Origin of the sequence: Parasphingorhabdus sp. SCSIO 66989 (assembly GCF_032852305.1) — a bacterium.
Classification (GTDB): Bacteria; Pseudomonadota; Alphaproteobacteria; order Sphingomonadales; family Sphingomonadaceae; genus Alterisphingorhabdus; species Alterisphingorhabdus coralli.
In genome coordinates, this window is the sequence record NZ_CP136594.1 from 2,578,715 (window position 1) to 2,602,558 (window position 23,844).

At 57.2% G+C, this 23,844-nt stretch carries 22 protein-coding genes; 8 read left to right on the plus strand and 14 right to left on the minus strand.

Annotated elements, in window-relative coordinates; translation table 11 throughout:
- Positions 1–35: 35 nt before the first annotated feature.
- From RB602_RS12120 to RB602_RS12130, 3 genes are all read right to left on the minus strand, one after another.
- Complete coding sequence (locus RB602_RS12120) at positions 36–4,250, minus strand: translocation/assembly module TamB domain-containing protein (protein ID WP_317080845.1); 4,215 nt, start codon at positions 4,248–4,250, stop codon at positions 36–38.
- Positions 4,250–6,589: an autotransporter assembly complex protein TamA gene (locus RB602_RS12125; RefSeq protein ID WP_317080846.1), complete on the minus strand. Its 2,340-nt coding sequence runs from the start codon at positions 6,587–6,589 to the stop codon at positions 4,250–4,252. The genes RB602_RS12120 and RB602_RS12125 overlap by 1 nt, the downstream gene beginning before the upstream one ends.
- Before the next feature lie 103 nt (positions 6,590–6,692).
- A complete protein-coding gene (locus tag RB602_RS12130) occupies positions 6,693–7,484 on the minus strand; it encodes an arginyltransferase (protein WP_317084523.1) in 792 nt (263 codons plus the stop codon).
- Positions 7,485–7,679: 195 nt separating this feature from the next.
- Here RB602_RS12130 and RB602_RS12135 point away from each other — a divergent pair, with 195 nt between their 5' ends.
- Positions 7,680–8,522 carry an SAM-dependent methyltransferase gene (locus tag RB602_RS12135; RefSeq protein ID WP_317080847.1) on the plus strand — a complete coding sequence of 281 codons (843 nt, stop codon included), beginning with the start codon at positions 7,680–7,682 and terminating at the stop codon, positions 8,520–8,522.
- A 33-nt stretch (positions 8,523–8,555) separates the two neighbouring features.
- Here RB602_RS12135 and RB602_RS12140 read toward each other — a convergent pair whose 3' ends face one another.
- Complete coding sequence (locus RB602_RS12140; RefSeq protein ID WP_317080848.1) at positions 8,556–9,386, minus strand: hypothetical protein; 831 nt, start codon at positions 9,384–9,386, stop codon at positions 8,556–8,558.
- Between the two features lie 222 nt (positions 9,387–9,608).
- Between RB602_RS12140 and RB602_RS12145 the strand changes: the two genes are divergently transcribed.
- A complete protein-coding gene (locus RB602_RS12145) occupies positions 9,609–10,859 on the plus strand; it encodes an FG-GAP repeat protein (RefSeq protein ID WP_317080849.1) in 1,251 nt (416 codons plus the stop codon).
- 41 nt (positions 10,860–10,900) lie between these two features.
- Here the strand turns inward: RB602_RS12145 and RB602_RS12150 are convergent, their stop codons facing one another.
- From RB602_RS12150 to RB602_RS12160, 3 genes are all read right to left on the minus strand, one after another.
- Positions 10,901–11,806, minus strand: a complete 906-nt coding sequence (locus RB602_RS12150) for an antitoxin (RefSeq protein ID WP_317080850.1) — start codon at positions 11,804–11,806, stop codon at positions 10,901–10,903.
- Positions 11,800–12,897, minus strand: coding sequence for a hypothetical protein (locus RB602_RS12155; protein WP_317080851.1), 1,098 nt, complete (start codon positions 12,895–12,897; stop codon positions 11,800–11,802). The genes RB602_RS12150 and RB602_RS12155 overlap by 7 nt, the downstream gene beginning before the upstream one ends.
- A gap of 85 nt (positions 12,898–12,982) precedes the next feature.
- A complete protein-coding gene (locus RB602_RS12160; RefSeq protein ID WP_317080852.1) occupies positions 12,983–14,233 on the minus strand; it encodes a threonine ammonia-lyase in 1,251 nt (416 codons plus the stop codon).
- A gap of 262 nt (positions 14,234–14,495) precedes the next feature.
- On the opposite strand from RB602_RS12160, the gene RB602_RS12165 reads away from it, so the two are divergent.
- The 6 genes from RB602_RS12165 (at position 14,496) to RB602_RS12190 (ending at position 19,129) form a co-directional block, all read left to right on the plus strand.
- Positions 14,496–15,392, plus strand: a complete 897-nt coding sequence (locus tag RB602_RS12165; protein WP_317080853.1) for an NAD(P)-dependent oxidoreductase — start codon at positions 14,496–14,498, stop codon at positions 15,390–15,392.
- A gap of 17 nt (positions 15,393–15,409) precedes the next feature.
- Entirely contained in the window at positions 15,410–17,089 is a 1,680-nt protein-coding gene (locus RB602_RS12170; protein WP_317080854.1) for an amidohydrolase, read from the plus strand.
- Between the two features lie 324 nt (positions 17,090–17,413).
- Complete coding sequence (locus RB602_RS12175; protein ID WP_317080855.1) at positions 17,414–17,650, plus strand: hypothetical protein; 237 nt, start codon at positions 17,414–17,416, stop codon at positions 17,648–17,650.
- 242 nt (positions 17,651–17,892) lie between these two features.
- Positions 17,893–18,138 (plus strand): hypothetical protein, encoded by a 246-nt coding sequence (locus RB602_RS12180; RefSeq protein ID WP_317080856.1) that lies wholly within the window; start codon positions 17,893–17,895, stop codon positions 18,136–18,138.
- Between the two features lie 230 nt (positions 18,139–18,368).
- Positions 18,369–18,608, plus strand: a complete 240-nt coding sequence (locus RB602_RS12185) for a hypothetical protein (RefSeq protein WP_317080857.1) — start codon at positions 18,369–18,371, stop codon at positions 18,606–18,608.
- Between the two features lie 383 nt (positions 18,609–18,991).
- Entirely contained in the window at positions 18,992–19,129 is a 138-nt protein-coding gene (locus RB602_RS12190; protein WP_317080858.1) for an entericidin A/B family lipoprotein, read from the plus strand.
- A 21-nt stretch (positions 19,130–19,150) separates the two neighbouring features.
- Here RB602_RS12190 and tatC read toward each other — a convergent pair whose 3' ends face one another.
- The 7 genes from tatC to RB602_RS12225 all read right to left on the minus strand — a co-directional run bounded on the left by tatC (position 19,151) and on the right by RB602_RS12225 (position 23,842).
- Positions 19,151–19,882: a twin-arginine translocase subunit TatC gene (tatC, locus tag RB602_RS12195; protein ID WP_317084525.1), complete on the minus strand. Its 732-nt coding sequence runs from the start codon at positions 19,880–19,882 to the stop codon at positions 19,151–19,153.
- Between the two features lie 110 nt (positions 19,883–19,992).
- Complete coding sequence (gene tatB, locus RB602_RS12200) at positions 19,993–20,388, minus strand: Sec-independent protein translocase protein TatB (protein WP_317080859.1); 396 nt, start codon at positions 20,386–20,388, stop codon at positions 19,993–19,995.
- 25 nt (positions 20,389–20,413) lie between these two features.
- A complete protein-coding gene (locus tag RB602_RS12205) occupies positions 20,414–20,650 on the minus strand; it encodes a twin-arginine translocase TatA/TatE family subunit (RefSeq protein WP_317080860.1) in 237 nt (78 codons plus the stop codon).
- A gap of 68 nt (positions 20,651–20,718) precedes the next feature.
- Positions 20,719–21,363, minus strand: coding sequence for an SMC-Scp complex subunit ScpB (gene scpB / locus RB602_RS12210; protein ID WP_317080861.1), 645 nt, complete (start codon positions 21,361–21,363; stop codon positions 20,719–20,721).
- Entirely contained in the window at positions 21,360–22,172 is an 813-nt protein-coding gene (locus RB602_RS12215; RefSeq protein ID WP_317080862.1) for a segregation and condensation protein A, read from the minus strand. The genes scpB and RB602_RS12215 overlap by 4 nt, the downstream gene beginning before the upstream one ends.
- Positions 22,172–23,188 carry a beta-N-acetylhexosaminidase gene (gene nagZ / locus RB602_RS12220; protein WP_317080863.1) on the minus strand — a complete coding sequence of 339 codons (1,017 nt, stop codon included), beginning with the start codon at positions 23,186–23,188 and terminating at the stop codon, positions 22,172–22,174. The genes RB602_RS12215 and nagZ overlap by 1 nt, the downstream gene beginning before the upstream one ends.
- A gap of 39 nt (positions 23,189–23,227) precedes the next feature.
- Positions 23,228–23,842 (minus strand): SPOR domain-containing protein, encoded by a 615-nt coding sequence (locus RB602_RS12225; RefSeq protein WP_317080864.1) that lies wholly within the window; start codon positions 23,840–23,842, stop codon positions 23,228–23,230.
- Positions 23,843–23,844 lie beyond the last annotated feature (2 nt).

Here is a 23,844-nt window from a genome sequence, read left to right on the forward strand (position 1 = left end):
AAAGCCTTAAGGAAAGCTGAAATTATCGCTCTCCCCTAATAATCCCGCGATATCCGTGCGCTGACGCCCTGTCGGCCGATGGTAGAGATGCTGGACAAGATCGACAGCCAGCGGGTAATCTGGAATTCTGCCTGGGTCGCGGAATAGCCTGCGCCGTCGGTGATAACCTCGACATAGACGCGGCGGGTGAGATATTTGCCTGCGGCGATGCTGGTGCCCGCGCCAATGGCCGGGTCGGCGGCGATGATGCGCAGCCTATCGAGGCCCACCGCTCCGCGCAGCGCATTGATCGGGTCAAGCCCGCCGCCGCCGCGAAGCGATGCCAGCGCGGCCGCCAATTGCACCGCCTCGGCTGCGGAAATGTCGGTCACAGATGAGCCGAATATCAGCCGCGCCAACAGCTCATCCTCCGGCAGAGCGGGCACGCTGTTAAAAGTAATCTCCGGGCGCTGGCCGGTGCCGCGCACATTGATGGTCGCGCTTAAGCCCTGCAAATTGGCATTGGCCTCAATATCGAGCGCCGGATCGGGCGGGTAGTTCTCCTGGAAGCGGATGATACCGCGTTCCAGATCAAAATCGCGTCCGGCAAACTCATATTCCCCCCTCACCAGCTCGGCGACACCGGTAATCTGGGGCTGATTGACCGGTCCGGCGAGCGCAATATCGGCGCGCCATTCACTGTTCAGCCCCAGGCCACGCACATCAATGCGGTTGCGTGCTTTCGCCTTGATCGCATAACGCCATGGCGTGGCGGTCGCACGCGGCGGCGCTTCATCGGCGCGGCGGTTAATCTCGCGATAGGTGATGTTAGGGAGTTGATAGAGCACATCAGTCTGGCCCAGCACGAAGCGGCCCTTGTTGATCACCAGATCGCCGCCCAGCGTGCCGCCAACGCCATCAGAACGGATGGATATCGGGCCGGTAACGGTGGCACCGAAATCCTCGCGGTCGAGCAGCTCGGCATTTTCGGCACGCCCTTTCAGGTCCAGCATCACCCCGCGCCGTCCGCCGAGATCAATGACGCCCGATCCGGTCACTGTGCCGCCGTTGGGGGCGGTGCCGCTGAAACGGTTGATGTTCAGCCGCGCACCAGAGAAGCGGCCATCGGCAGAAATATCAGTGATGACGGTGCCGGACAGACCACTCTCCAGCCGCGCATCGCGGGTTGCTACTCGACCGCGCACACGCGGATTAACAAGTGTGCCTGTGGCATCGGCGCTGACTGCAACCGATCCGGTAATGTCGAACAAGTCTATACCGACCAGCCGCCACAAGGCATCTGCCGGGCCATCAAAGCGGATCTGGCCTAGCATATTCGCTTGAGTATAACGGCGGATGGGATCATCACTTTGCGAGATATTGGTAAGCCGCAATTGCGCCCGGCCCAATTCACGATCGGCATCACGGATGATGCTGCGCAGCGCCAGCTTGTCCTCGCTCAACCTGGCATTGACCGCCAGATCAACAGGACGCGAGGTCAGCGCCAGGCTGGAACGGGTCAGCCGGTTAAGCTGAAGCTTGGCCGTGCCAAAGGGCAGACCGCGGCGATTGAATTTGAGGTTCATCTCGCCCGAAGCGGTGCCGCCAAGACCGAGATTCTCAAAAGCGATATCGAGAATGCTGAGCGGCAGGCGATCAAGCGCGAAATCAATCTGGGTGGTCCGCCCTACCCGGCCCGATGCCTCTACCGAACCATTGGCAATGTTGAGCCGTGTCTCGGCCAATCGCCACCCTGCATCGGTGCGGATCAGGGTGCCTGCTTTGGGCATATCAATCTTCTTGCCGGCATAGGCTCCGGTAAGATCAAAAGAAATGCGATTGGGCCGCACCAGTGCTTCTCCGGCCATGGCGAAACGACTGCCGCGCCGTCCGGCGATGGAGCCGGTGATCGTTCCCGTGCGACCGCTCAGCTTGGCCTTGCCCGCCAGCCGACCGATAAACAGATTGCCGCGCGAAATGCCCTGTGCGCTGGCGACAGCATCCACCTCAATCGGCCCATCGCCAAGCAAGATCGTCGCATCAATGCTGCCCTGGCGTATCCGGATCGGGGTTGCGCCGACAAAGGCAGCGTTACGCAGTTCCAGATCAGCGATCAGGCTGTTGCGGCCGGACACCGGTCGTACCTTGATCGTGCCATCAACCCCGCCACCGCTGGCATCCAGATCACCGCGCAACCCGGCGTCCCCGGCGGTCACGATGCCACTTATCACGGTGTCGGAGAGCCGCAGCTGATCGAGATTGATCCGGGTCAGGCCATTATCCAAAGCGGTGATACCGGCATTGCCACCGAAGCCGCCCAGCACCGACTGGCCTTTAGCATTGACGGTAAAACCATCAGCGGACGGCGCAACGGCGATAGTCACATCGCGAATGTCGAGCGCCGGATAGGGGCTAGCGAGGAAGATATTGGCGCTGGCACTTTGGGTGTTGCCGTCAATATCCACATCAAAGCCGCCATAGCGCACATGGTTGCCCGCAGCAGTGAGCACGACATGGCCATCAGATTCCAGCCTTCCACCTCCCAGAAAAGCCAATTGCGTGGCGGCAAAATCTACATCGCGGAAAATGACAGGCTGGCCCTCAGCCGCCAGCACATTGGCGCTGAAACGCCCGGTCTCGCCAACATAGACGGCAAAGCTCTGATTGGTGACCGACTGTATCTGGCCATCAATATCCGCCGCGACCGTCCAGCCCTGGTTGAAGCGCGCATCAATATCGGCCTGAATGTCCAGCGCTGCGAGATTCTGTACCGGAAAGCCGGGGGCGCGGACATCGCCGGTAAGGCGATAATCATTGGCGTCCATTTTGCCATTTAACGCCAAGTCGGCACTAAGATTCTTGCCGCGCAGTTCCAGATTGTCCGAGATTAGGGTGCCATCAGCGAGGCGGACCAGGCCTGAAAGCGCGGTGCCGGTCAAAAGGTTGTCGAGCAGCGCGTTGTTGGTCGCGATACCGGCATTTTGCAAATCAAAGCGGGTCGCCCATGCGCCGTCCTGTCGCAGCAATTGGCCCTTCAGCAGCGGCTGCGCCATGGCATAATCGGCAAAGGCAAGATTGGCCGCGCGCACCGTATAGGGTGCGTTCAGTTCTGAAAATGCGCCATCAAGCGTGCCCTCCAACTGCAAGGCGCTGGCCGTAACACCTGCGACAGTCAGGTCACGCGCCAGGCTGCGCGCCTGTATCTGCATGGTGTCGAAACGGTTTTCTCCCAGATCGACCTTGCCATTGGCCTCAGCGGAAAAGGCCTCAGCCCGCAGCGACAAGGCATTGTTCAATACCCGATCATCGAGCCGCCCGACCCAATCAACCGCTACCTCTGACCCGATCAGCTCGGCCAGTGTGCCGCTGACAAAATCACCGGGGAACAGCGTGCCGACCACGCTATAGTCACCGCTGCTGGCACCGAGATCGAAATCCATCAGCGGCTGCTTATTACCCTCGGCGACCAGCTTTCCGGACCATTGGCGGTAGCTCCCGGCCCCATCCAACGCGATGGTAAGGTTGCGGTCGAGCCCGGCCAGCGCGGCAATCACACCATCAGCAGGCGCGCCAATGTCCAGCTTGGCATCAAAGCGGTCCTCATCAGGCGCGATGTCGATATCGGCGAGAATACGGTCATCGCCATTGCGCAGCGTCGCATCGATTTTCAGCTTGGCCAGCCCATCACGAATATCGGCATTGCCGGTGATATCGCCAATGCGCTCATCCCCGGCAATGCCTTTGGCGATGGTCAGCGCATTGGCCTCAAAACGATCAATGCGGATGTCAAAGCCGGGCAATATCGGCGCGTCACTGTCGGTTTCGCGCAAGGCGGGCACTTTCTCCAGCCGCGCGTCCTTCAGCAGCAAGGCGCGGATATCGAGGACATTGCCCAGCCAGGCCATAGGCCGCCAGTTTAGCGTCGTCTGATCTACGCTGAAAAAACGGCCTTCCGGGTCGAGCAGTTCGAGATCGTGGATGATGGCTTCATCATAGATCGAGCCGTCAATCCGCTCCATGCGGATGCGCAGACCGTTTTCCAGTTCCAGTGTTTCGATGCGGTTGACCAAAAAGCGATGGCCAGGCTGGGTGTCCAGAGCAAGCGCCAGCATGATCAGCGTCGCCACCACCAGCAGCAGGGCGATGGCTATACGTCGCGGCCAGCGCCATGGCGACTTGCGGATGGCCTCATCCTCACCCAGCACGGCGCTGGCAAAGTCCTCTTCGTCAGGCGCGCCGTCTTCTGACGCAATAGGTGTATCCTCGGCCATCAGAACGCCTGACCCAGCGAGACATAGACACCGATATTGGCATCACCCGGGCGCGGATTGATCGGGGTGCCGACATCCAGCCGCAACGGTCCAAAGCTGCTATAATAACGCAGGCCCAAACCCGCACCATAGCGCAGCCCGCCAAAGGTCGGCAGTGCGTCACTATAGACATTGCCGGCATCAACAAACGGCACCACGCCGAAATTGCCAAAGCGGATGCGGGCCTCAAGAGAAAACTCTGCAAGGCTGCGCCCGCCTATGGGATCGCCATTGACATCGCGTGGCCCGACATCCTGAAAGCCATAACCACGAATGGAGCCACCACCACCGGCATAGAAACGCCGCGACGGCGCGATATCGAGCGCATTGGCACCGGCGATAGAAGCAAGGCGGATGCGCCCGGCAATGGTGATATTGTCGCTCGCTGGTTGATAGAAGCTGCCATCAATCTGGGTACGCTCGTAGCCAAAGACCCCAGACTGCCAGGAGATTTCCGGCGATAGAAAACCGCTGAGTCTGAAGCCTGTGGTCGGGTCGAGCAGATCATTGCTGTCGTCATAAGCAAGCGTCAGCGGCAGCGCCGCAATGCCAAAGGTCCGCCGCCCGGTCGGATCAATCGCGCCGACAATATCGCTCTCATCGGTGAGGATCAGTTCCAGTCCGACCGACCATGCCCATTTCTTCTGAAATATCAAATTGGTCTGACGCTGGAGAAAAGCCGAAACCAACAAGGTGCGCGCATCAAAAGCATCACGCTGCACATTGGCCGCTAGAGCATTGAAGGTGAGTATCTGGTCGCGCCTGCGAAAATTGTTGCGGCGGAAGGTCGCGCCCAAAAGCTGTTCCTGCGTACCGATAATGGTGCGTGCCTGCAGCATTCCCTCTGGCGGGAAGAGATTGCGATGCTCCCAACTGGCGGCGACACGAAAGCCCTCACCTGTACCGAAGCCAATCTCACCGGCGACCGTGCGCAGCGGCGCTGGGACAATATCCACCGCCAGATCAACCTGCGCGTCAGGCGCCTGTGGTGCAGCCTCATTGGCGCGGGTGGCGGGCTTGTCCGGCGGGCTATCGGTGCGCACCGGGGCGATATCAACCGATGACACCAGACCAGTGGCCAATATGGCCCGGCGCAAATCCTGAATGCGCGAACGGCGATAGACATCGCCGCTGTCAAATCGCGCAATGAGCGCCAGATGCTCGGCATCCAGCAGCGGATCATCGCCGACCCGGATATCGCCAAAGACATATTTGCGCCCCGGCTCGACCAACAGCGACAGAGCGCCGGTCTCCGCCGCGTGGTCGATCAGCAAATTGGGCGGATCGAGCGTCGCAAAAGCATAGCCATTTTCAGCCAGCGCCTCGGCCAAATTGTCGCGCGCGCCGACAATATCATAGGAATTGAGCAGATTGCCGCTTTTGAGGCCAAAGCGGTCGAGCAGAAACGGATAATCTGCGCCGACACTATCCAGATTGCCGAGATCAACAGCTTTCAGGCTGTAATGCGGTCCGGCCTCAATCGTGAAGGTCACCGCCAGATCAGCCTCGCCGCTGCTATCGGTCTCGATCACCTGCTGCACATAGCCATCATAATGGCCGTATATTCTCAGCAACTGAGTCAGCAGATCGCGATCCCGATCGGCGCGGCGGCGCAGCTGGGCCAGATCATTGTCGTCATCATCGGCCTGCTCCAGCGCCGAGAGCATATCAAAGCGCTGCGCCAGCGCACGGCGGTCTTTATCCAGCATCAGGTCATCGGCATAGTCGATGACGAGGCGGAAATTGTTGAATTTGCGGTCTAGGCTGGTGACATCAGAATAGGTCCCGGCGGTATTGCGAATATCCTCGGCGATGCTCTGCGCAACTTCTCCCGTTGCGTCATCTTCATTGTCGCTGATATCGGCGGCGACTTCCTCCATCTCCGGCGCAAGATCGGTGTCGACCTCGTCAGTGTCCTGAACGGTGCCGTCAGCAACGGCCTCGGGCAAATCCTGCACCAGTTCAGGGGTTTCCGGAGCGACCAACTCCTGCTGCGCCTCATCTTGCTGCACAGGCGCATCAAATTCCGGCCATTCGATGCCGAAATCATCATCCATCATCATCGGCTGCAAGTCATCGCTATCATCCGCAGCGGGAGCATCCGGTTCAGTGCTGGCCGGTTCAGATTGCTCAGCCTCGGGCGCGCGCGTTTCCTGTGCCAGCGCGGGCCCAAGACCGGTTACACTCACCAGCGCCAATGCCGCCAGCGCCCTGCCCGGCTGTTTCACCAGATAGGACGAAAGCCACGCCTGAGCAGTTGCGCAAAATGCCATGATCTTCCAGCGAACGGCGCAGCGCATGGGTGTAAGCCCCCGACATGCGTTGCTGCCTTAAAAAAACGTAACGGCGCCTATCATGCGCCGCGTCCTGCGGGCAATGACGATATGCACAACGCAGCAGATTTTACGCACTTTTGGGCAAAGATGGGGCCGCTGGCATGGGCGCGCTATTCGATGCGGGGATTTTGGCGCGGCTCCAGCCGTCGGGGCCCAGCCGTTCAAGCGGCTTATAGCGCGTCTTATAGGCCATGCGTGGCGAACCGTTCACCCAATAGCCGAGATAGACATAGGGCAGATGCTCACGCCGGGCGCGTTCGATATGCTCAAGGATGATATAATTGCCCAAGCCCTGCCGTGTCGGATGATTGGGGTCAAAAAAGCTGTAGACCATGGAAAGCCCGTCGCCCTGCACATCGGTCAGACAGGCACCAACCAGCCGTCCCTCCTGGCCATTTGCATCGGCAGGCTCGCGATATTCGATGATATGGCTGCGCACCGGCGATTGCTCGACCATATCGGCATAATCGGACTCATCCATATCGACCATGCCACCATCAGGGTGGCGCGCGGCGAGATAGGATTTCAGCAGGCTATATTGCTCTTCGGTGGCCCAGGGGCGGCACACCCGCGCCACCAGATCGCCATTGGCCCGCGCGATGCGGCGCTGGGTCCGGCTCGGCGCGAATTCTTCAGCCACCACCCGCACAGAAACGCACGCCTTGCAGTCAACACAGCTCGGTCGATAGGCAACATTCTGGCTGCGCCGAAAGCCGATCCGCGACAGCGCATCATTCATCTCGCTGGCATGCTCGCCCGACAACTCGGTAAACACCTTGCGCTCGGTCCGCCCCGGCAAATAGGGGCAAGGCGACGGATGCGTCACAAAGAAACGTGGGAAACGGGTTGGCGCACTCACGGTTTGTGATGATCCTTCCTGATAGCGGGTTTTGGCCGCGGGCATTGCGACCGGATAAACGGACTATGGCGTAACTCGGGCCTCTCCTCAAACCCCTTAACCAACAATCCCCGATTTTTTACGGTTAAACCTCAAGAAACCTAAGTCATATACCCGAACAGAGATACCAAGCGTTTGCCGTACAGGAGCCGGACCATGTTTGAAAAACTGAACGAAATCAACGCCAAGCCGCGGCCGTTTTCTGTCTACACCGCCGAATCGCTATGGGCCGATCCCTATCGCGCACAACAGATGTTGGCGCTCCATCTTAATGAAAAAGTGGATATGTCCTCGCGCAATCCGAGGTTTATTGATGCCTCCACGGCCTGGATGATGGACCATTTCGATCTGAAGCCCGGCAAATCTGTCTGCGATTTCGGCTGTGGACCCGGCCTGTACACCTCCCGCCTTGCGCAATCAGGGGCGGCGGCCACTGGCATCGACTTCTCCAAAAACTCGATCCGCTATGCCCGCGAGCAAGCGGAAAAGGCGCAGCAGCAGATCAATTATGTTCACGCAAATTATCTGGAATATCAGCACCGGGAACAATTTGACCTGATCACCATGATCATGTGCGACTATTGCGCCCTCGGCCCGGAGCAGAGGCGCAAGCTGCTTGGTATTTTTCGCGAATGCCTCAAGGACGATGGCGCCTTACTGCTCGACGTCTATTCCATGGCGGCTTTTGCCGAGCGTGAAGACGCATGTCTTTATGAGAAGAACCAGCTCAACCACTTCTGGTGTGCGGAAGACTATTACTGCTTCGTCAATACGCACACCTATGAGGACCAAGCAGTGGTACTGGATAAGTACAGCATCTTCCCGGAGAGCGGTGGCGAGGAAACGGTTTATAACTGGCTGCAATATTTTAGCCCGGAGGGGCTAACGGAAGAGTTGCGCGCTGGTGGGTTTGCTGTGGAGCGGGTCTATGGGGACGTTTCTGGTGCGGCCTATGCGGAGGAACATCCCGAATTTGCAGTTGTCGCGCGCAAGGCCTAGGCATCTGCACGCCTAATGACAGATAGCTAAAGGCTAATTACCGGGATCGAACGACAGATCATCCACATTGAGAAGCGATTTGAGCGCCGCTCCGTTTTTCGCGCGCAGTTCCTCGGCCTTGGGCCACCATTCCTCATTGGGCAAACGCTCATAGACAAAATCAGCTGGGGGTTGCACCGTAAAGGTCCGCCCGATCTGTCCCTCCGGGGTCTCAACCTCGCGCGGTTCGCTGTTGGTGAGGCCCGCAGACATAGCCGCCATACCGTTCATACACAGGAATGATGCGTCGTTGATCTGCTTGCGAACATCCCATGTGCGTTGTTCCATGTTGAACGCAATAAAGCCTGCCATCTTGCGAACCTCTTCATTCTGCTCAAGCAAGCCCATGGTATTGAGCATTTGCATAAAGCGCATGGGGCGGTCTGCACGCGCGGTGCGGTCTGCGCATTGCTGTGCTTCGGCCTGTGAGGCGATGATGGCATGGAGCATCGCGGCAAGCGCCGTGCCGCGAAGCTGGTCACCCTGATTGCCGGGGATAGCGTCGGCATATGCGCTGAGAAGGCGCGAATATTGAAAACTGAAATAGCTCGAAGCGCCGGTTTTGAACTGGATGCCAAGCCAATCAAGATTGGCGTTGGCCTCGTCTTGACTGCTCGGCTTATCGATGATCTCGCCAATCTTGAGATATTCGGCTTTGTCTTTGAGCTGGTTGAGCAAAGCGTAATGGGTGGCCCGGTCAAACGCCCGGGGGGCCGATGCTGCACTATTTGATGAGGGACCGGCTACCGCGCCCTGCGCGGCAACGGGAATAACAGGAGCAACCGCAGCAGACAGCGCCATTAAAGAAAGGAAGAGATTTCTCATACCGGCGATCCCAACTAACTCCCATGCTTTACCTGATAGTTGCACATTCGGTGACATTAAGCCAATTCACCAACTACACGAGTAAAATCTTGGATTGAGATAAGGGACTCTGACAGTTGGCTAAATGCCTGAACCGCCTTATTGCGCGAGCATCACAAGGGTGATGTAGTCACCGCATCGAATTCCGCCTGAACATATCACAATTATGAGAAGCGAGAGAAAATGAAAATGGTGCCTCCGTGGTGGAGCATGATGCTTTTGCTTTCCAGTCCTGCGGTTTCGTCAGGACCAGCGATATGCGAACAGAGCGACGGCCAAAAACTGACCGCTCTGCATCCAAAGGCCAATGATTTCTTCGGCTTCAGTCTCGCCTTGTCAGATAACAGACTGCTCGTGGGTGCGCAGGGGAGTGCCGATAAGGGCCTGTCGGAATATGCAACCGTCTTTGTCAGAAAAGGTGACAACTGGGTCAGCGAAGCCGTGCTCAGCGCGGCGGATGGGGGTGCTGGCGATAATTTTGGCGGCGCGGTTGCTATAGATGCCGACATAGCGGTTATCGGTGCCCGGCGGCACGATGCGGTGGCAGAGGATGCTGGTGCCGCCTATCTTTTTGCACGGCGCGGTTCGGATTGGCAGCAGCTAGCAAAGCTGACCGCCGAAAATGCTGCGGCGGGTGATGAGTTCGGATACAGCGTCGCAATTGATGGCGACACACTTGCGATCGGCGCCCCCAGAAATGATAGCGTCGCTGACGATGCCGGTGCGGTCGATATTTTTGAGAAAGCGAATGGGCAATGGCGTCAGACGGCAGTCCTTTCAGCCCCTGACGGCGCGGCGGGTGATGTCTTTGGTATCAGCCTCTCCCTCTCTGATAGCCGATTGCTTGTCGGCGCAGACTTAACGGACCAGGGCGGAGAAAATGCCGGCTCAGCCTATATCTTCCGCCGCGAAGCCGGCGATTGGCAGTTCGAAACCAAATTGACCGCGCGTGATGCAGACGCGGGCGATCTATTTGGCATTCGCGTGCACCTTGATGGCGATCTTGCGCTGATAGGAGCGGCCCGGGATGACGAACGCGCAGAGAATGCCGGTGCTGCCTATATATTCAGACGAACCGATAGGGAATGGCAGCAGGAAGCCAAACTGATCCCACCAGATGGCGCAGCCAATGACAGATTCGGAACGCGCGTTGCCGTTTCTGGCGACACACTGGCAGTGGGGTCGATTTTGCATGATGGCAGCGTTACCGATGCCGGTGCGGTCTATGTTTATCAGAAAAAGGGAGGGAACTGGCGGGTCACCCGTAAGCTGGTTGCGTCAGAGAGTGCGGGTGAGGACGTATTCGGATGGGGCCTTACGATGAACAAAAACCACATCGCCGTCGGCGCGCCCGGCTTTATCGTCACCAAGCCGGGTATTGCCGGTGCTGCATATGTTTTTGATTTGAAGGTGCTAGGCTGTTTGGAGGAATAGCGTTTGGGGATATGGTGAACTGTTACGGTATTCTTATATTCCTAACCGCAATTATCTCGAACGCCAAGAACTAGCTTTGAGACAATCTCGCTCACATTCCTTTGACGCAAAATGAGCTGGTTTCGCATCTCTTCGTCAAGATTTTCGCCAAGCTCGAACTTTGCCACCGCGACTGGTCCATCCTTCAGATAACCCTCAACCTCACCATCGCAAAAGCGTTTTTCCAGCATATCTAAAGCCTTGGCCAAGACATCTGCGTGCCTCGATTGCATAGCCTCAGCGAGCTGCTTAATCACCGCATCCGGCGCACCTTCCATGTGCTCGAAGCAATAAACGAGATCATGCGCATCTTTCCGCTCATTGCGCTGCTCAAAGGCAAAGGCCTTGAGGCAAGTAAATCCGACAATGTTTGCGAACTTGATCGTCTCGGCTGAAATGCCATCGCCTCCGAGCAATTCAGCCGTTATCTCCGTCTCTTCATAGAAGTCAGGTATGATCGAAGCATGCGGGATGTGGATGGCAGAAACATTGCCATCACTCGGTAGCGGTTCAGCCACCCCTGCCTTGCCTTCTGGCCCTTCCGTAAGGAATTCTAGTAGCACAATCAAACCTTCCTCAACCTCAATCTGCCATTGCCATGACCGTTTCACACCATTATCATTTTCGGCACGAGCGAAGCCAATGCTGTGAAGGTTTTCCTCCAGTGTCCTGTATGCATCGACGTTGGTCAGTAGGGCTAGGTCAATGACGATATCGACGTCCCCTGTTCCTGCATGTGCGGGCACTTTCGGAGGGCGTTCACGCACAATGTAGTGGGGCACTAAACCACCCACCAAATAGACTGATTCCTTGTAAGGTCCGAGACCGCGTAGGAGGGTCACAAGGACGCGTTCACAGGCTTCTGTAACGCGGTGGTCGTATCCCGAAAGTTGTTTGGGCTTTACCATTGTGGAAGCAGAACTTTCTCACGAAATTCAATTGCTAGTTCTTTCGCTCGACCTCGTGCGAGGAAGAGATCGAGATAGATTTGTAACGGACTTACCAATCGCATTCCCTGGGCAACAGTCGCTCCGATAAAATCATGGGATGAAGTGTCGATGAGAACCAGATTCCACCCCTCGGTCACTGGCCTAGCGTCAAGCGAAGCAAGAGCATCATGTTCCTCGTTATGGGATGATATGCGGCAGTGAACTGTCGATATGGAAGTGAGGTAGGGTGCGTATGTCTGCGCCGCGATTTCTCCGGTAAGTGCATACCGCAGGTCACGACACGCGCTGAACTCGGTTTCGATGGCAAATACGAGGCTATCCATGCTACTGATTGGAACATAGTAACGTCGCAAGGTCGTTGGTTTTTCATTCGCAAGAAAGCCTGTCCAAGCATCCAATATTTCCATGGGATACCTCAAGCGCCTGAGCTTGTTTGGACCGCTTCCTTCGGTTTCCACCCATTCGCGCCGCTCTAACTCTTGTAGAGTTTTCGACGCCGTTGCCGCTGATACCTTTGCTAGCGATCCTAGTTCCTTTACGTTGGTGGGCTCACGCCCCTTGTGAAAGAGCGCCTTGAGTACTCGTGAGCGGGCACCTTTGAAAACTGCCAAACTCTGCTTCTTCATCTGCTTTGGGGCTGGCTTGTCAATGTAGATATAGGCTCCGGTGATCGGGACATAGAGGCTACCGCCGCTGTCATAGTAGCCGATTTTCTCTTCCCTCAGGACCTCTCTAGCTCCTGGAGAAAGAGCTTCGGCCACGACGAACGGAATTGCCGTGGTGACTGTTGGATCGTCCACACCCCGAATGAACTTTTCTGTCCGCCAAACGATCTGACGGGCGTCGCGTGGAAATATCTGCTTCTTTGCCTCAATCAGGAGTAAGTGCGGCTCATTGTTGACATGCATCTCAACGAGTCCGTCTGCACGTGCTCCGTTATCTGCGGTGATTTCGCGGTCTATTAGCAACGCATGGACGTCGGGAATTGCGTCGATTGCCTCGATGAACTCCTCTATCAGTTCTCTATCATGTCTATCAAATTCGCTCATATTTCCTGCACAGTAAATATTCAATATATGTCACAAATAACAAAAATGCAGGGTTACGTTAACACTTCACATAAATTTCCCCAAACTAAGCCAACTCCACCCGCGCCACCTGATATTGCTGCCCGCGCAGATCGTTGATCAGGCGTGTCAGCTGCTCCGCGTCCCGCGCCTCGCATTCAATATCGGTGATCAGCCCCTTTGCCGGCAGGTTGGTGAAGACCCGCTGGTGGTAAATCTCGATGATGTTCACATTATGCTCGTGGAACATGCGCATCACTTTGAACAGCGCGCCGGGGCGGTCTTGCAGGTTGATGCGCAGCCGGGCCAGGCGGCCTGAACGGGCGAGATCGCGCAGCAGCACATTGGCGAGCAGGCGGGTATCGATATTGCCGCCGCACAGCACCACGCCGACATTATGTCCGGCGAACTTCTCCGGATGCGCCAGCATCGCGGCGAGTCCCGCCGCGCCTGCGCCCTCGACCACCGATTTCTCGATCTGCAGGAGCAGGCTGACCGCCTTTTCCAGCGAGCCCTCATTCACCAGCACCAGAGAATCGGCATATTTTTTGACGATATTGGCGGTGAATTTGCCCGGCTCCTTGACCGCAATACCTTCGGCCAGAGTGTCGCCTTCGCACGGCATCTCAAAGCCGTTCACCTTGGCATACATGGAGGGGTAGAGCTCTGCCTCCACCCCGGTAAGGCGGATCGTGTCCTTCACCGCCCGTGCCGCGGTTGCCATGCCGGAGAACAGGCCGCCACCGCCAATGGGGATCACCAGATGGTCGATCTCGGGGTGATCCTCTAGCATCTCCAGCGCCACCGTGCCCTGCCCCGCGGCGATCCATGGATGATCGAACGGGTGGACAAAGACCAGATCGCGCTCCTGCTCCAACTCGCGCGCATGGGCATAGGCGTCATCAAATTTCTCGCCATGCAGGATGACGGTGCCTCCATTGGCCTCGGTCTGCTGCACCTTCACCGTCGGTGTCGGCTGCGGCATGACGATGGTTACGGGGATACCCAGACGGGTGCCATGATAGGCCAGCGCCTGGGCATGGTTGCCTGCCGAGGCGGTAATAACGCCCTTGGCGCGCAGCTCTTCGGGCATTTGCAGCAGGAAGTTGAGCGCGCCGCGCTCTTTATAGGCGGCGGTGAACTGAAGATTCTCGAACTTCAGATAGACATTGGCGCCGGTAATCTCTGACAGGGTCTTGCTGCGCAAAGTCGGGGTGCGGACGACGGCCCCGGCAATACGCTGATGCGCGGCATGGACATCGGCGATAGTGAGGCCGGCGGTCTCCGGGTCGGGCATATATGTGGCTGTGCTGTTCATGGCACCACCGCCTAAACCCTTGCCGCTATGATGCAAAGGGGCAAATTGTCCAAAAATACGCAACGGGCTTGACCCATGGCAATGGTCAACTCCATGAGGACACCCGACAATCTGGTGGCTATGGAAACAAAACACGTCATTGCGAGCGAAGCGAAGCAATCCAGTGCGGCTCGAAACTGCTCTGGATTGCCGCGTCGCTATCGCTCCTCGCAATGACGGCAAGCATAGGCCACAAGAATGATAGGATGAGAGGCAACTGAATATGGCGATAATCGCATTTGCCGGAACCGGGATTATGGGCGGGCCAATGGTGCGCCATCTGGTGCAGGCCGGGCATGAGCTGCGCCTGTTCAACCGCACCCGGGCCAAGGCCGAGGCTGTGGTGGCGGCGCTGGTTGCTGATGCGCCCGATCTGGCAGCGCGGCTTTCAGTGCATGATAATCCGGCTGAGGCGGCTGAAGGGTGCGCTATCGCGATCAGCTGTGTCGGCAATGATGATGATCTGTCCGGCGTGACACTGGGCCGCAATGGTTTGTTCGAGACCATGCCCGCCGACAGCCTGTTTATCGACCATACCACGGTATCGGCGCGGCTGGCACGGCAGCTTTCGGTTGAGGGTAAATCGCGCGAAATCCATTGCGTTGATGCGCCGGTATCGGGGGGGCAGGCGGGCGCGGAAAATGGCGCGCTGGCGATTATGTGCGGCGGCAGCGACGATGCCATGGCGCGCGCGGAGCAGGTGATGCAGGCCTACGCCGCGCGTATCGTCCATGTCGGCGCAGCGGGTGCGGGGCAGACCACCAAGATGGTCAACCAGATCTGCATTGCCGGGATTCTGGGTGGACTGTCAGAAGGGCTGCGCTTTGCCCAGACCAGCGGGCTGGACACCGATCTGGTGTTTGAGGCGATTTCCGGCGGCGCGGCGCAAAGCTGGCAGATGGATAATCGCTGGAAGACGATGGATGACGACAGTTTCGACTTTGGCTTTGCGATTGACTGGATGCGCAAGGATCTGGGGCTGGCGCTGGAAGAGGCGCGCAGCAATGGCGCCACCCTGCCCGTCGCTGCGCTGGTCGATCAATTCTATGCCGAGCTGCAGAAAATGGGTGCTGGCCGACAGGACACCAGCGCCTTGGTACGGCGGATAGCGAAGCCATGAGGGACGGGAAGAAACATATGCGCGAGATATTGATCAAAGCTCCACTGGCGCTCGCGGCGTTGACCATGGCCGTGTCCGGCGCGCCCGCCCATGCCGATACGCTGATCGACAATGTCAATGGCATCACGCTTGATCGCGAGGGCGAGCTGATCCGCTTTACCGGGCTGGTGTTTGATGACGATGGCACGGTCACCCAGTTGCTTGAGCGGCGCGATGATCGGCCCAAAGATGTCGACTATAAGCTGGATGCCAAGGGCAAGACGATGATCCCCGGCATGATCGATGCGCATGGCCATATTATGGGCATCGGCTTTCAGGCGCTGACGCTGGACCTCAGCCAGACAACATCGCTGGAAGAGGCACAGGCGGCGATTGCCGATTATGCCGAGCGCTTTTCCAATCGGCCATGGATCATCGGCCGTGGCTGGAATCAGGAGAAATGGGGCCTCGGCCGCTTTCCGACAGCGGAGGAGATTGATGCGGTGGTGAGCGATCGCCCAGTGCTGCTTGGCCGGGTCGATGGCCATGCCGCCTGGGCCAATAGCAAGGCGATGGAGATTGCCAGTATCACCGGCAAGACGCCTGACCCCGAAGGTGGCCGGATTGAGCGCGCCAATGGCAAGCCGACGGGTATCTTCATTGATTCAGCCGAAGAACTGGTCGGGCGCTTTGTGCCGCCGCCGCGCCCGGTGGATCGCGATCTGGCGTTTGAGAAGGCGCAGGAGATTCTGCTCGCCCAGGGTGTCACCGCCATGGCCGATATGGGCACCACCATGGAGGACTGGCAAAGCTATCGCCGCGCTGGCGATCGTGGTGCCCTGAAGCTGCGCATCATGTCCTATGCCGCCGGGATTGACGCAATGATTGCCATTGGCGGCCCCGGTCCAACGCCCTGGCTTTATGATGATCGGCTGCGGCTTAATGGTGTGAAACTCTATCTTGACGGGGCGCTCGGCTCGCGCGGTGCATGGCTGAAACAGCCCTATGCCGATGCGCCGAATGAGAAGGGATTGCAGTTTCTCGAGGACACCCAGTTGCTCAATATGATGAGCCGCGCCAGCATGGACGATTTTCAGCTCGCTGTGCATGCCATTGGCGACCGGGCGAATCAGCAGGTGCTCGATGGGTTGGCCGAGATGATCGAAACCTTTGGCAAGGATCGTCGCTGGCGTATTGAACATGCGCAGATACTCGACACCACAGATCTGCCGCGTCTCGCTGAATATGGCGCTATTGCCTCGATGCAGCCAGTGCACCAGACCTCTGACCGGACAATGGCCGAACGCCGTCTCGGCCCGGACAGGCTAAAAGGTGCCTATGCCTGGCGCTCGGTTCTGGAAAGTGGCGCCAAGCTTGCCTTTGGTTCAGACGCACCAGTGGAATCGGCCAACCCCTTTATCGGTATCTCTGTCGCGATGACTCGTGAGGACGCAAATGGCGAACCCTTTGGCGGCTGGCAGCCCTCCGAACGCATTAGCCGCGAACAGGCGCTGGCGGCTTTTACTATCGATGCCGCATGGGCTGGCTATGCCGAGGGACGCTTCGGCTCACTCACGCCGGGCCACCGTGCCGACTTTCTTCTGATAGATGAAGACATCACCCTGGCGCCGCCATCATTGATTCGGTCAATTCAACCATCGGAAACATGGATTGGTGGCGAGCGTGTGTGGCAATCAGGTAACAGTTCAGAAGAATAATGCTGCGATGCAATATTCTCGATGGTCGGAGTTTGGACCAGCGGTGCGAGAAAAACGGGCGAATGATGTGACAGTTTTAAGACCCCCTCGTTCATATTCAGGGTGGTTTTCATTACGCACTCGAGGCAAATCGTGCCATTATGGCTGTAAATGCCCCAGAGCCACGAATTGTTTTACCAAAGTTTAACTTGTCACTGGCTTCTAACCATTGCGTTTCGACACCCTGTATTACTGACCGCAAATAGTTTTTCAGTCTTTTCAGGTTGCTTCCATCAGTAATCTATTTTATTTCCTAGATGAATCGAGTGATCGAAGGAGAAGAAAATGAAATTGCGTGCTTTGGCTGCTGCAACCGCAGCGCTTGCCCTGACCGCTACACCGGTACTGGCTCAGGCTACCCAGTCTGCTCCGGTTTCCCGTTCGGTCGAGGCGTCAGCTAATGAGAGCGACCTTGAAGGCGACACCGGTCTGATCGTTGGCATTTTGGCTGCTGCCGCTGTTGTCGGTGCTATCATCCTGATTGCAGATGATGATGATGATGATGAGCCTGCAAGCCCCTGATAAGTTCTAACTTATTTTAACCAGAAAAGCGGGGCTTGCCCCGCTTTTTTATTGCTTGACTGATAGGCGCTTCATCGCCGTTCGGCTTATACAAATCCAATTAAGGTCCATTTTGCGGATATACATCTTCAAAATGGATTAATATTGACGAATCTTTACATAATCACTCTTCTTTTCGATTTGTATTTTAGTCTCTTGCTGGCTATCTTCGCTAAGAGTTTAACAATTGTTGGGATTTTGACATGAAGATTCGTGCTTTTACCGCAGCTGCTGCTGCCTTGGCACTGACCGCTACTCCGGTCTTTGCACAAGCGAACCAATCATCAGCCGCTACCAATGTTTCGCGCTCCGTTGAGGCAACTGACGGGGAAAGCAATATGACAGATGATGGTACTGTCGCACTTATCGCGGCCGCCGTCATCGGTTTGGGTGTAGCGGTTGGTCTTTTGATTGCCGATGACGATGACGATCTTCCCGCGAGCCCCTAACAACAGCTGCAGCTAAATGATTTGAATCGAGCGGGGCATGTCCCCGCTCTTTTTTTGCCGACAAGCCAGGCTAACAAAGCGAAAATTCTGCAAACGGTGCCCTTTTTTCCAGCCTGTTAATGGCAGTCTTATGACAAGATCCGTAAACAACTTTTTATGATTTTATGCTTGTTTCACCTGAGCATATCGATTAATTGCAATTGGGAATGAGAGATTCAAGGAGATAACAAATGAAAATCCGTGCACTTGCTGCAACCGCTGCAGCGCTCGCTTTGACCAGCACGCCGGTATTGGCTCAGGCCACTCAGTCTGCTTCTGTAGCTCGTACGGCTGAAGCGTCTGACAGTGAGAGTGAGCTTGAAGGCAGCACTGGTATTATTGTTGGTATTCTCGCAGCTGCGGCTGTTATTGGCGGTATCATCATTGCTGCTGACAATGACGACGATGACGATCTGCCGACCAGCCCATAAGAATTTGGTTTGAAGATATGAAATTAGGCGGGGCTTCGGCCCCGCTTTTTTTATGTCTGATATATCGCCTTCAACAGGCGTTCTAGACAATATCCCAGCCGCTGCGCTTCGTCGTCTGTTGCAAGCGGTTGGTCGATATCGGTTCCATTTGCCGGGCTTTTTCTTTCCCCGATGTGGAACCAAATCTTTGACGTGCCGTTTGTGCATTGAGACAGCATCAAGCCCCCCTCTTCCTGTCTCAAGATATGCGTTCGGGCGTGTGATCCTCCCCCCTTCTCAAGCATGCCCGAACGCTATTATCTCCAATCACCTGAGGTAATTACTTCGTGGCTATGCTATGCGGTCTCAGCTAGTATACTCCCTTCGTCAATGGAGAGCCCCTTATGCGAAAACCTGCTCTGATTGTCATCGTCTCGTTGACCGCCATGCTGGTAACCGCCTGCAACACGATTTCAGGTATTGGCCGGGATATTGAATCAGCTGGCGATGCCGTGGCCGACACGGCCGAATCAGCCAAGTAACCCGGCAATCAGCAAAGCTGGTCAGACTGATCCCTGATTGCGCTTTTCGGTGAAGCGCATGATCAGCATTGAGCCTTCATACAGGGCGATCAATGGCAGTCCCAGAAACAGCATGGAAACCATGTCGGGCGGCGTTAAAATCGCCGCGACCGCAAACGATCCGACAACCATATAGCGCCGCAACTTCGCTAGTTGCTCGCGGCTGACAAGACCCGCGCGATTGAGCAGCAGCAACAGCACCGGCAGCAAAAAGGCGATGCCAAAGGCGAGGATGATCTGCATCACAAAGGCGAGATAGTCGCCAATCCCGGGTAACGCCTGCAGCTCTAGGCCGCCAACATCCCCTTCATATTCCAGCAAAAAGTTGAACATCAGCGGCATCACCACAAAATAGGCAAGCGATGCCCCGGCCGCGAACAATATCGGCGTTGCGAGCAGGAATGGCAAAAAGGCGCGTTTCTCATTGCTGTACAGCCCCGGCGCAACAAACTGCCACAGCTGATTGGCGATCACCGGAAAGGACAGGAAAAAGGCGGCAAACAGCGCGACCTTCAGTTCGACGAACAGGGCTTCATAGAGCTTGGTATAGATCAGCTTGCCTTCATCGCCGCCAAATGCGGTGAGTAGCGGCTGCGCCAATATGCCAAATATCTCCTCCGAAAAGGCAAAGCAGGCAGCAAATGCAATGGCAAAGGCCACCAGGCTCCACAGCAGTCGCTGGCGCAGCTCGATCAAATGGTCGAGCAATGGCATCTTGCTGGCATCAATCTCAGACGTTCCCACGTCGCCAGCAGGTTCAGTGGACAATGGCTCTATATCCACCGCTTCGTCTGCTGCGCTTACATTATCCGCAGGCGCATCACTCATGATGGCGCATCCTCGCCGCCACTTTTGACGGTCGCGGTTTTAGTTGGTGCCGTATCTGTCTTGGGTGTGGGTTGGGCTGATGCTTCAGAAGCACCCGCATCCGCCTCACCGCCATTGTCCGCATAGCCGGTCACACCGGGAAGCATTGGCGCTGCATCGCCATGTTCGCGCATGATCCGTTCATTCTGCTCGGCCCAACGCTTCTCCATCTCTTCCATCTCGGCTTCATGCGCCAACGAATCGATACTGGCACGAAATTGCCCCATCAGTCGCCGCCCACGCGCCATCCAACGCCCCGCGGTGCGGATCGCCAGGGGCAGGTCTTTCGGACCGATCACCACAATGGCAATGATGATGATGGTCAGAAACTCGGTCCAACCGATATCGAACATGGTTACTGCGCCCGTCTGGCGGCGATTATTCGCTCGCCTTGGTTTCGGTGGTCTTGGCTTCCGTGCTTACGCTTTCGGCGCTGTCGATACGGCGGGGTTCGGGTGCAGCCGCGGCCTTTTCCTCTTCAGAAATGCCTTTTTTGAAGCTGCTAATGCCTTTGCCAAACTCACCCATCACCTCGGAAATCTTGCCACGGCCAAATAGCAGCAGCACAAGGGCGGCGATGACCAAAAGTCCCGGCAAGCCAATATTACTCAACATATCTGTCTCCTAACCGGGTCAGCCATTAGCCGGGCAGCGCCCGAATTTCCAACCCGCATCTCTCTATATTAGGGATTATCGGGCATTTCCGCTACTGAATCTTGATAATCGACCGCAGCGGCTTCTTCCTGATCATCCCCATCATCATCGGACTGGCCTTCACCCATGGCCTGCTCCATCGCGACATCGACCGGGTCCAGCAGTCCCGCTGCGCGCAGATCAGCAATCCCTGGCAGATCACGGCGACTGCCCAGCCCAAAATGCACCAGAAACTCAGGCGTTGTCGCATAGATGAGTGGTCGGCCCGGTGTTTCACGACGTCCTGCGGGGCGAATCCATTCCAGTTCCATCAGCACATCAAGTGTGCCTTTGCTTGTCTGCACTCCGCGAATGGACTCAATCTCGGCGCGGCTAACCGGCTCATGATAGGCGATAATCGCCAATGTCTCGGTCGCCGCGCGTGAGAGTTTGCGCACCGATTCGCGCTCTTGCCGCAGCAAATGCGCCAGATCAGGCGCGGTCTGGAAATGCCATTGGCCGCCATTATTCACCAGCCTGATGCCCCGCTCGGCATAATGCGTGGCCAGTTCCTCCAGCAGCGCCTTGATATCGGCATGGTCGCCGACATAGCCGGTAATCTGCTTGACGGTTAGCGGCGCATCGGCAGCAAACAGCACGGCTTCGATCGCGCGCAAATCTTCATCCATGCTCATGATGTTGCCTCATGGCGCGCGCGCAATTGCAGTGGCCCGAATGTCTCGCCCTGCCGCAGCTCAATACGCCCGTTGCGCGCCAGCTCCAGCGCCGCGACAAAGCTGGATGCCATGGCTGAACGGCGCAATTGCCCCTGAAATTCCGGCGGCAGAAAGGTTGATAATTCGGTCCAGTCGAGCGCTGCGCCGACAAGATTGGACACCCTGTCCAGCGCCTCTTCCAGCGACATAACCGGACGGGTCTGGACGATGTGCACAGCCGGCGCGGTGCGTAGTTTCACATCGGCATAGCCTTGCATCAGGTCATAAAGCGAGGCGGTCCAGCGCACCTCGGTCAGTTGCTTGAGGCCTTCCGGTGCACCGCGGCCAAAGACATCGCGGCCCATACGGTCACGCGCCATCAATCGCGCCCCGGATTCGCGCATCGCCTGCAAGCGTTGCAGCCGCAATTGCAGTTGCAGCGCCAATTCTTCAGGTGATGGATCAACCTCGGGGTCTTTAGGCAGCAATAGCGCTGATTTGAGATAGGTCAGCCATGCCGCCATCACCAGATAATCGGCGGCAAGTTCCAGCTTCAAAGCCTCGGCATTATTGATAAAATCCAGATATTGCCGCACCAGCTCCAGAATCGAAATCTCCATGAGATCGACCTTCTGATTTCGCGCCAGGCTGAGCAGCACATCAAGCGGCCCTTCCCAGCCCTCAACATCTATCTGCAATTGTTCCGGCTCGCTATCGGCAACACGGCGCGGCGGTGCATCCGCCTCCCATGCCGAATCCTCGGGGTCGGGGGCTTCGGCTTCGTTCATCAGGCGAGCGCCATCAGTTCGTCGCGCTTGGCGATCAGGGCTTCGCGCTCATCGGCAACAGCGTTGAGCTGCGGCATGGCTTCCCAAACCCGGTCAAGCCGCGTCTGTGTCGCGTCACCGATATCGGGCAGGCGTTCGGTCATTTCGACCATATGCTCCATCACGCCCCAGCAATTGAGGGCGATATCACAGCCCGCTTCAACACAGGCAACCGCGCGATCGGGGACAGTGCCGGAAAGCGCCTTCATATCGAGGTCATCGCTAAACAACAGTCCCTCAAAGCCGATCTGGTCCCGGATAATCTGCTCGATGATAACAGGGGACAGCGTGGCAGGGCGTTCCTGATCCCAGGCGGGGAAGACAATATGCCCGGTCATGCCCATCAGCGCATCCTTCAGCGCAACAAAGGGCGCTAAATCCGTTTCGGCCAGCGTCTCCGCATCATCGGGCACGACCGGCAGATCATGATGGCTGTCCACCAGCGCCCGGCCATGGCCCGGCATATGCTTGATGATACCCAGAACCCCGCCCTGCTTAAGGCCATCCAGCGTCGCGCGGCCCATGGCGGCGACCATCATCGGGTCATTGCCAAAGGCCCGGTCGCCGATAACCGCATCATTGCTGCCCGGCTGGCGCACATCGATCATCGGCGCGCAATCGACGGTGATGCCGACTTCGGCGAGATCAAGCGCCAGCGCCATCGCGTTCACGCGCGCGGCTTCCAGCGCGCTGATTGGCGCGGTCTCATAGAGCGCGGCAAAGCTGCCATATGCCGGATAAGCTGGCCAGAGCGGCGGCTTCATCCGCTGCACCCGGCCACCTTCCTGATCAATCATGATCATCAGCCGGTCATCGCCTTGCAAAGCCCGCAGATCATCGGTCAGAGCGCGCAATTGCTCGCGGCTCTCTATATTGCGGCCAAAGATGATATAGCCTGCCGGGTTCGCCTCTTTGAAAAACGCCCGCTCATCGGCGGTCAATTCCAGCCCGGACATGCCGAAAACAACCGGCTTCACGTATCTGTCTCCATGATCATGGAGACCATCTATACACGCTTAGCGCACAACCAAACAGCTTTGCCCGGCATTTTTCAACTTGTTGCATACCTCTTGCGCCGCTGCTGCATCGGGCGCAACAACGCTCAGGCGATAGACGGTAGCTCCCTCTACCTGAGCCGATGCAACCCGGTTGGGCAGCGCTTTGATATAATCATAACGGCTCGACAGCGTGATCCAGCCAGTGTCGGCTTTGGAACGGCTGCTATAGGCGCCCAGTTGTACCAGCACCCCGTCAACGGTCTTTTTGTCATCGCCTGCCAGCGCGGCGACCTGCTCCTGCCCCTCGGCTGCCGCAGGGCTGGCATCGCCGGTGCCTTCAAAGGTCTTGCCGCCCGCATCTTCGGGCCGCACTTTATAGTCGCCCTTAGGTGCCTTGATCAGTTCGCCCTCGCCTGCACTGACAGTCTGTTGGTCGCGCTGTTGATAGAGATAGATGCCCGCAACAACCGCGCCAATCAGCACCAACCCCAGAAGCAGGAAGAACAGGATACGCAGCGGCGATACCGATTCGCCGTCATAATCCTCGGCCGATTCCAGCCAGGGCAGACGATCAGCGTCATCATCAAGGTCCAGCCGCCCATTTTGCGGGTCCATGGTGTTCGCCTCGTTCATGC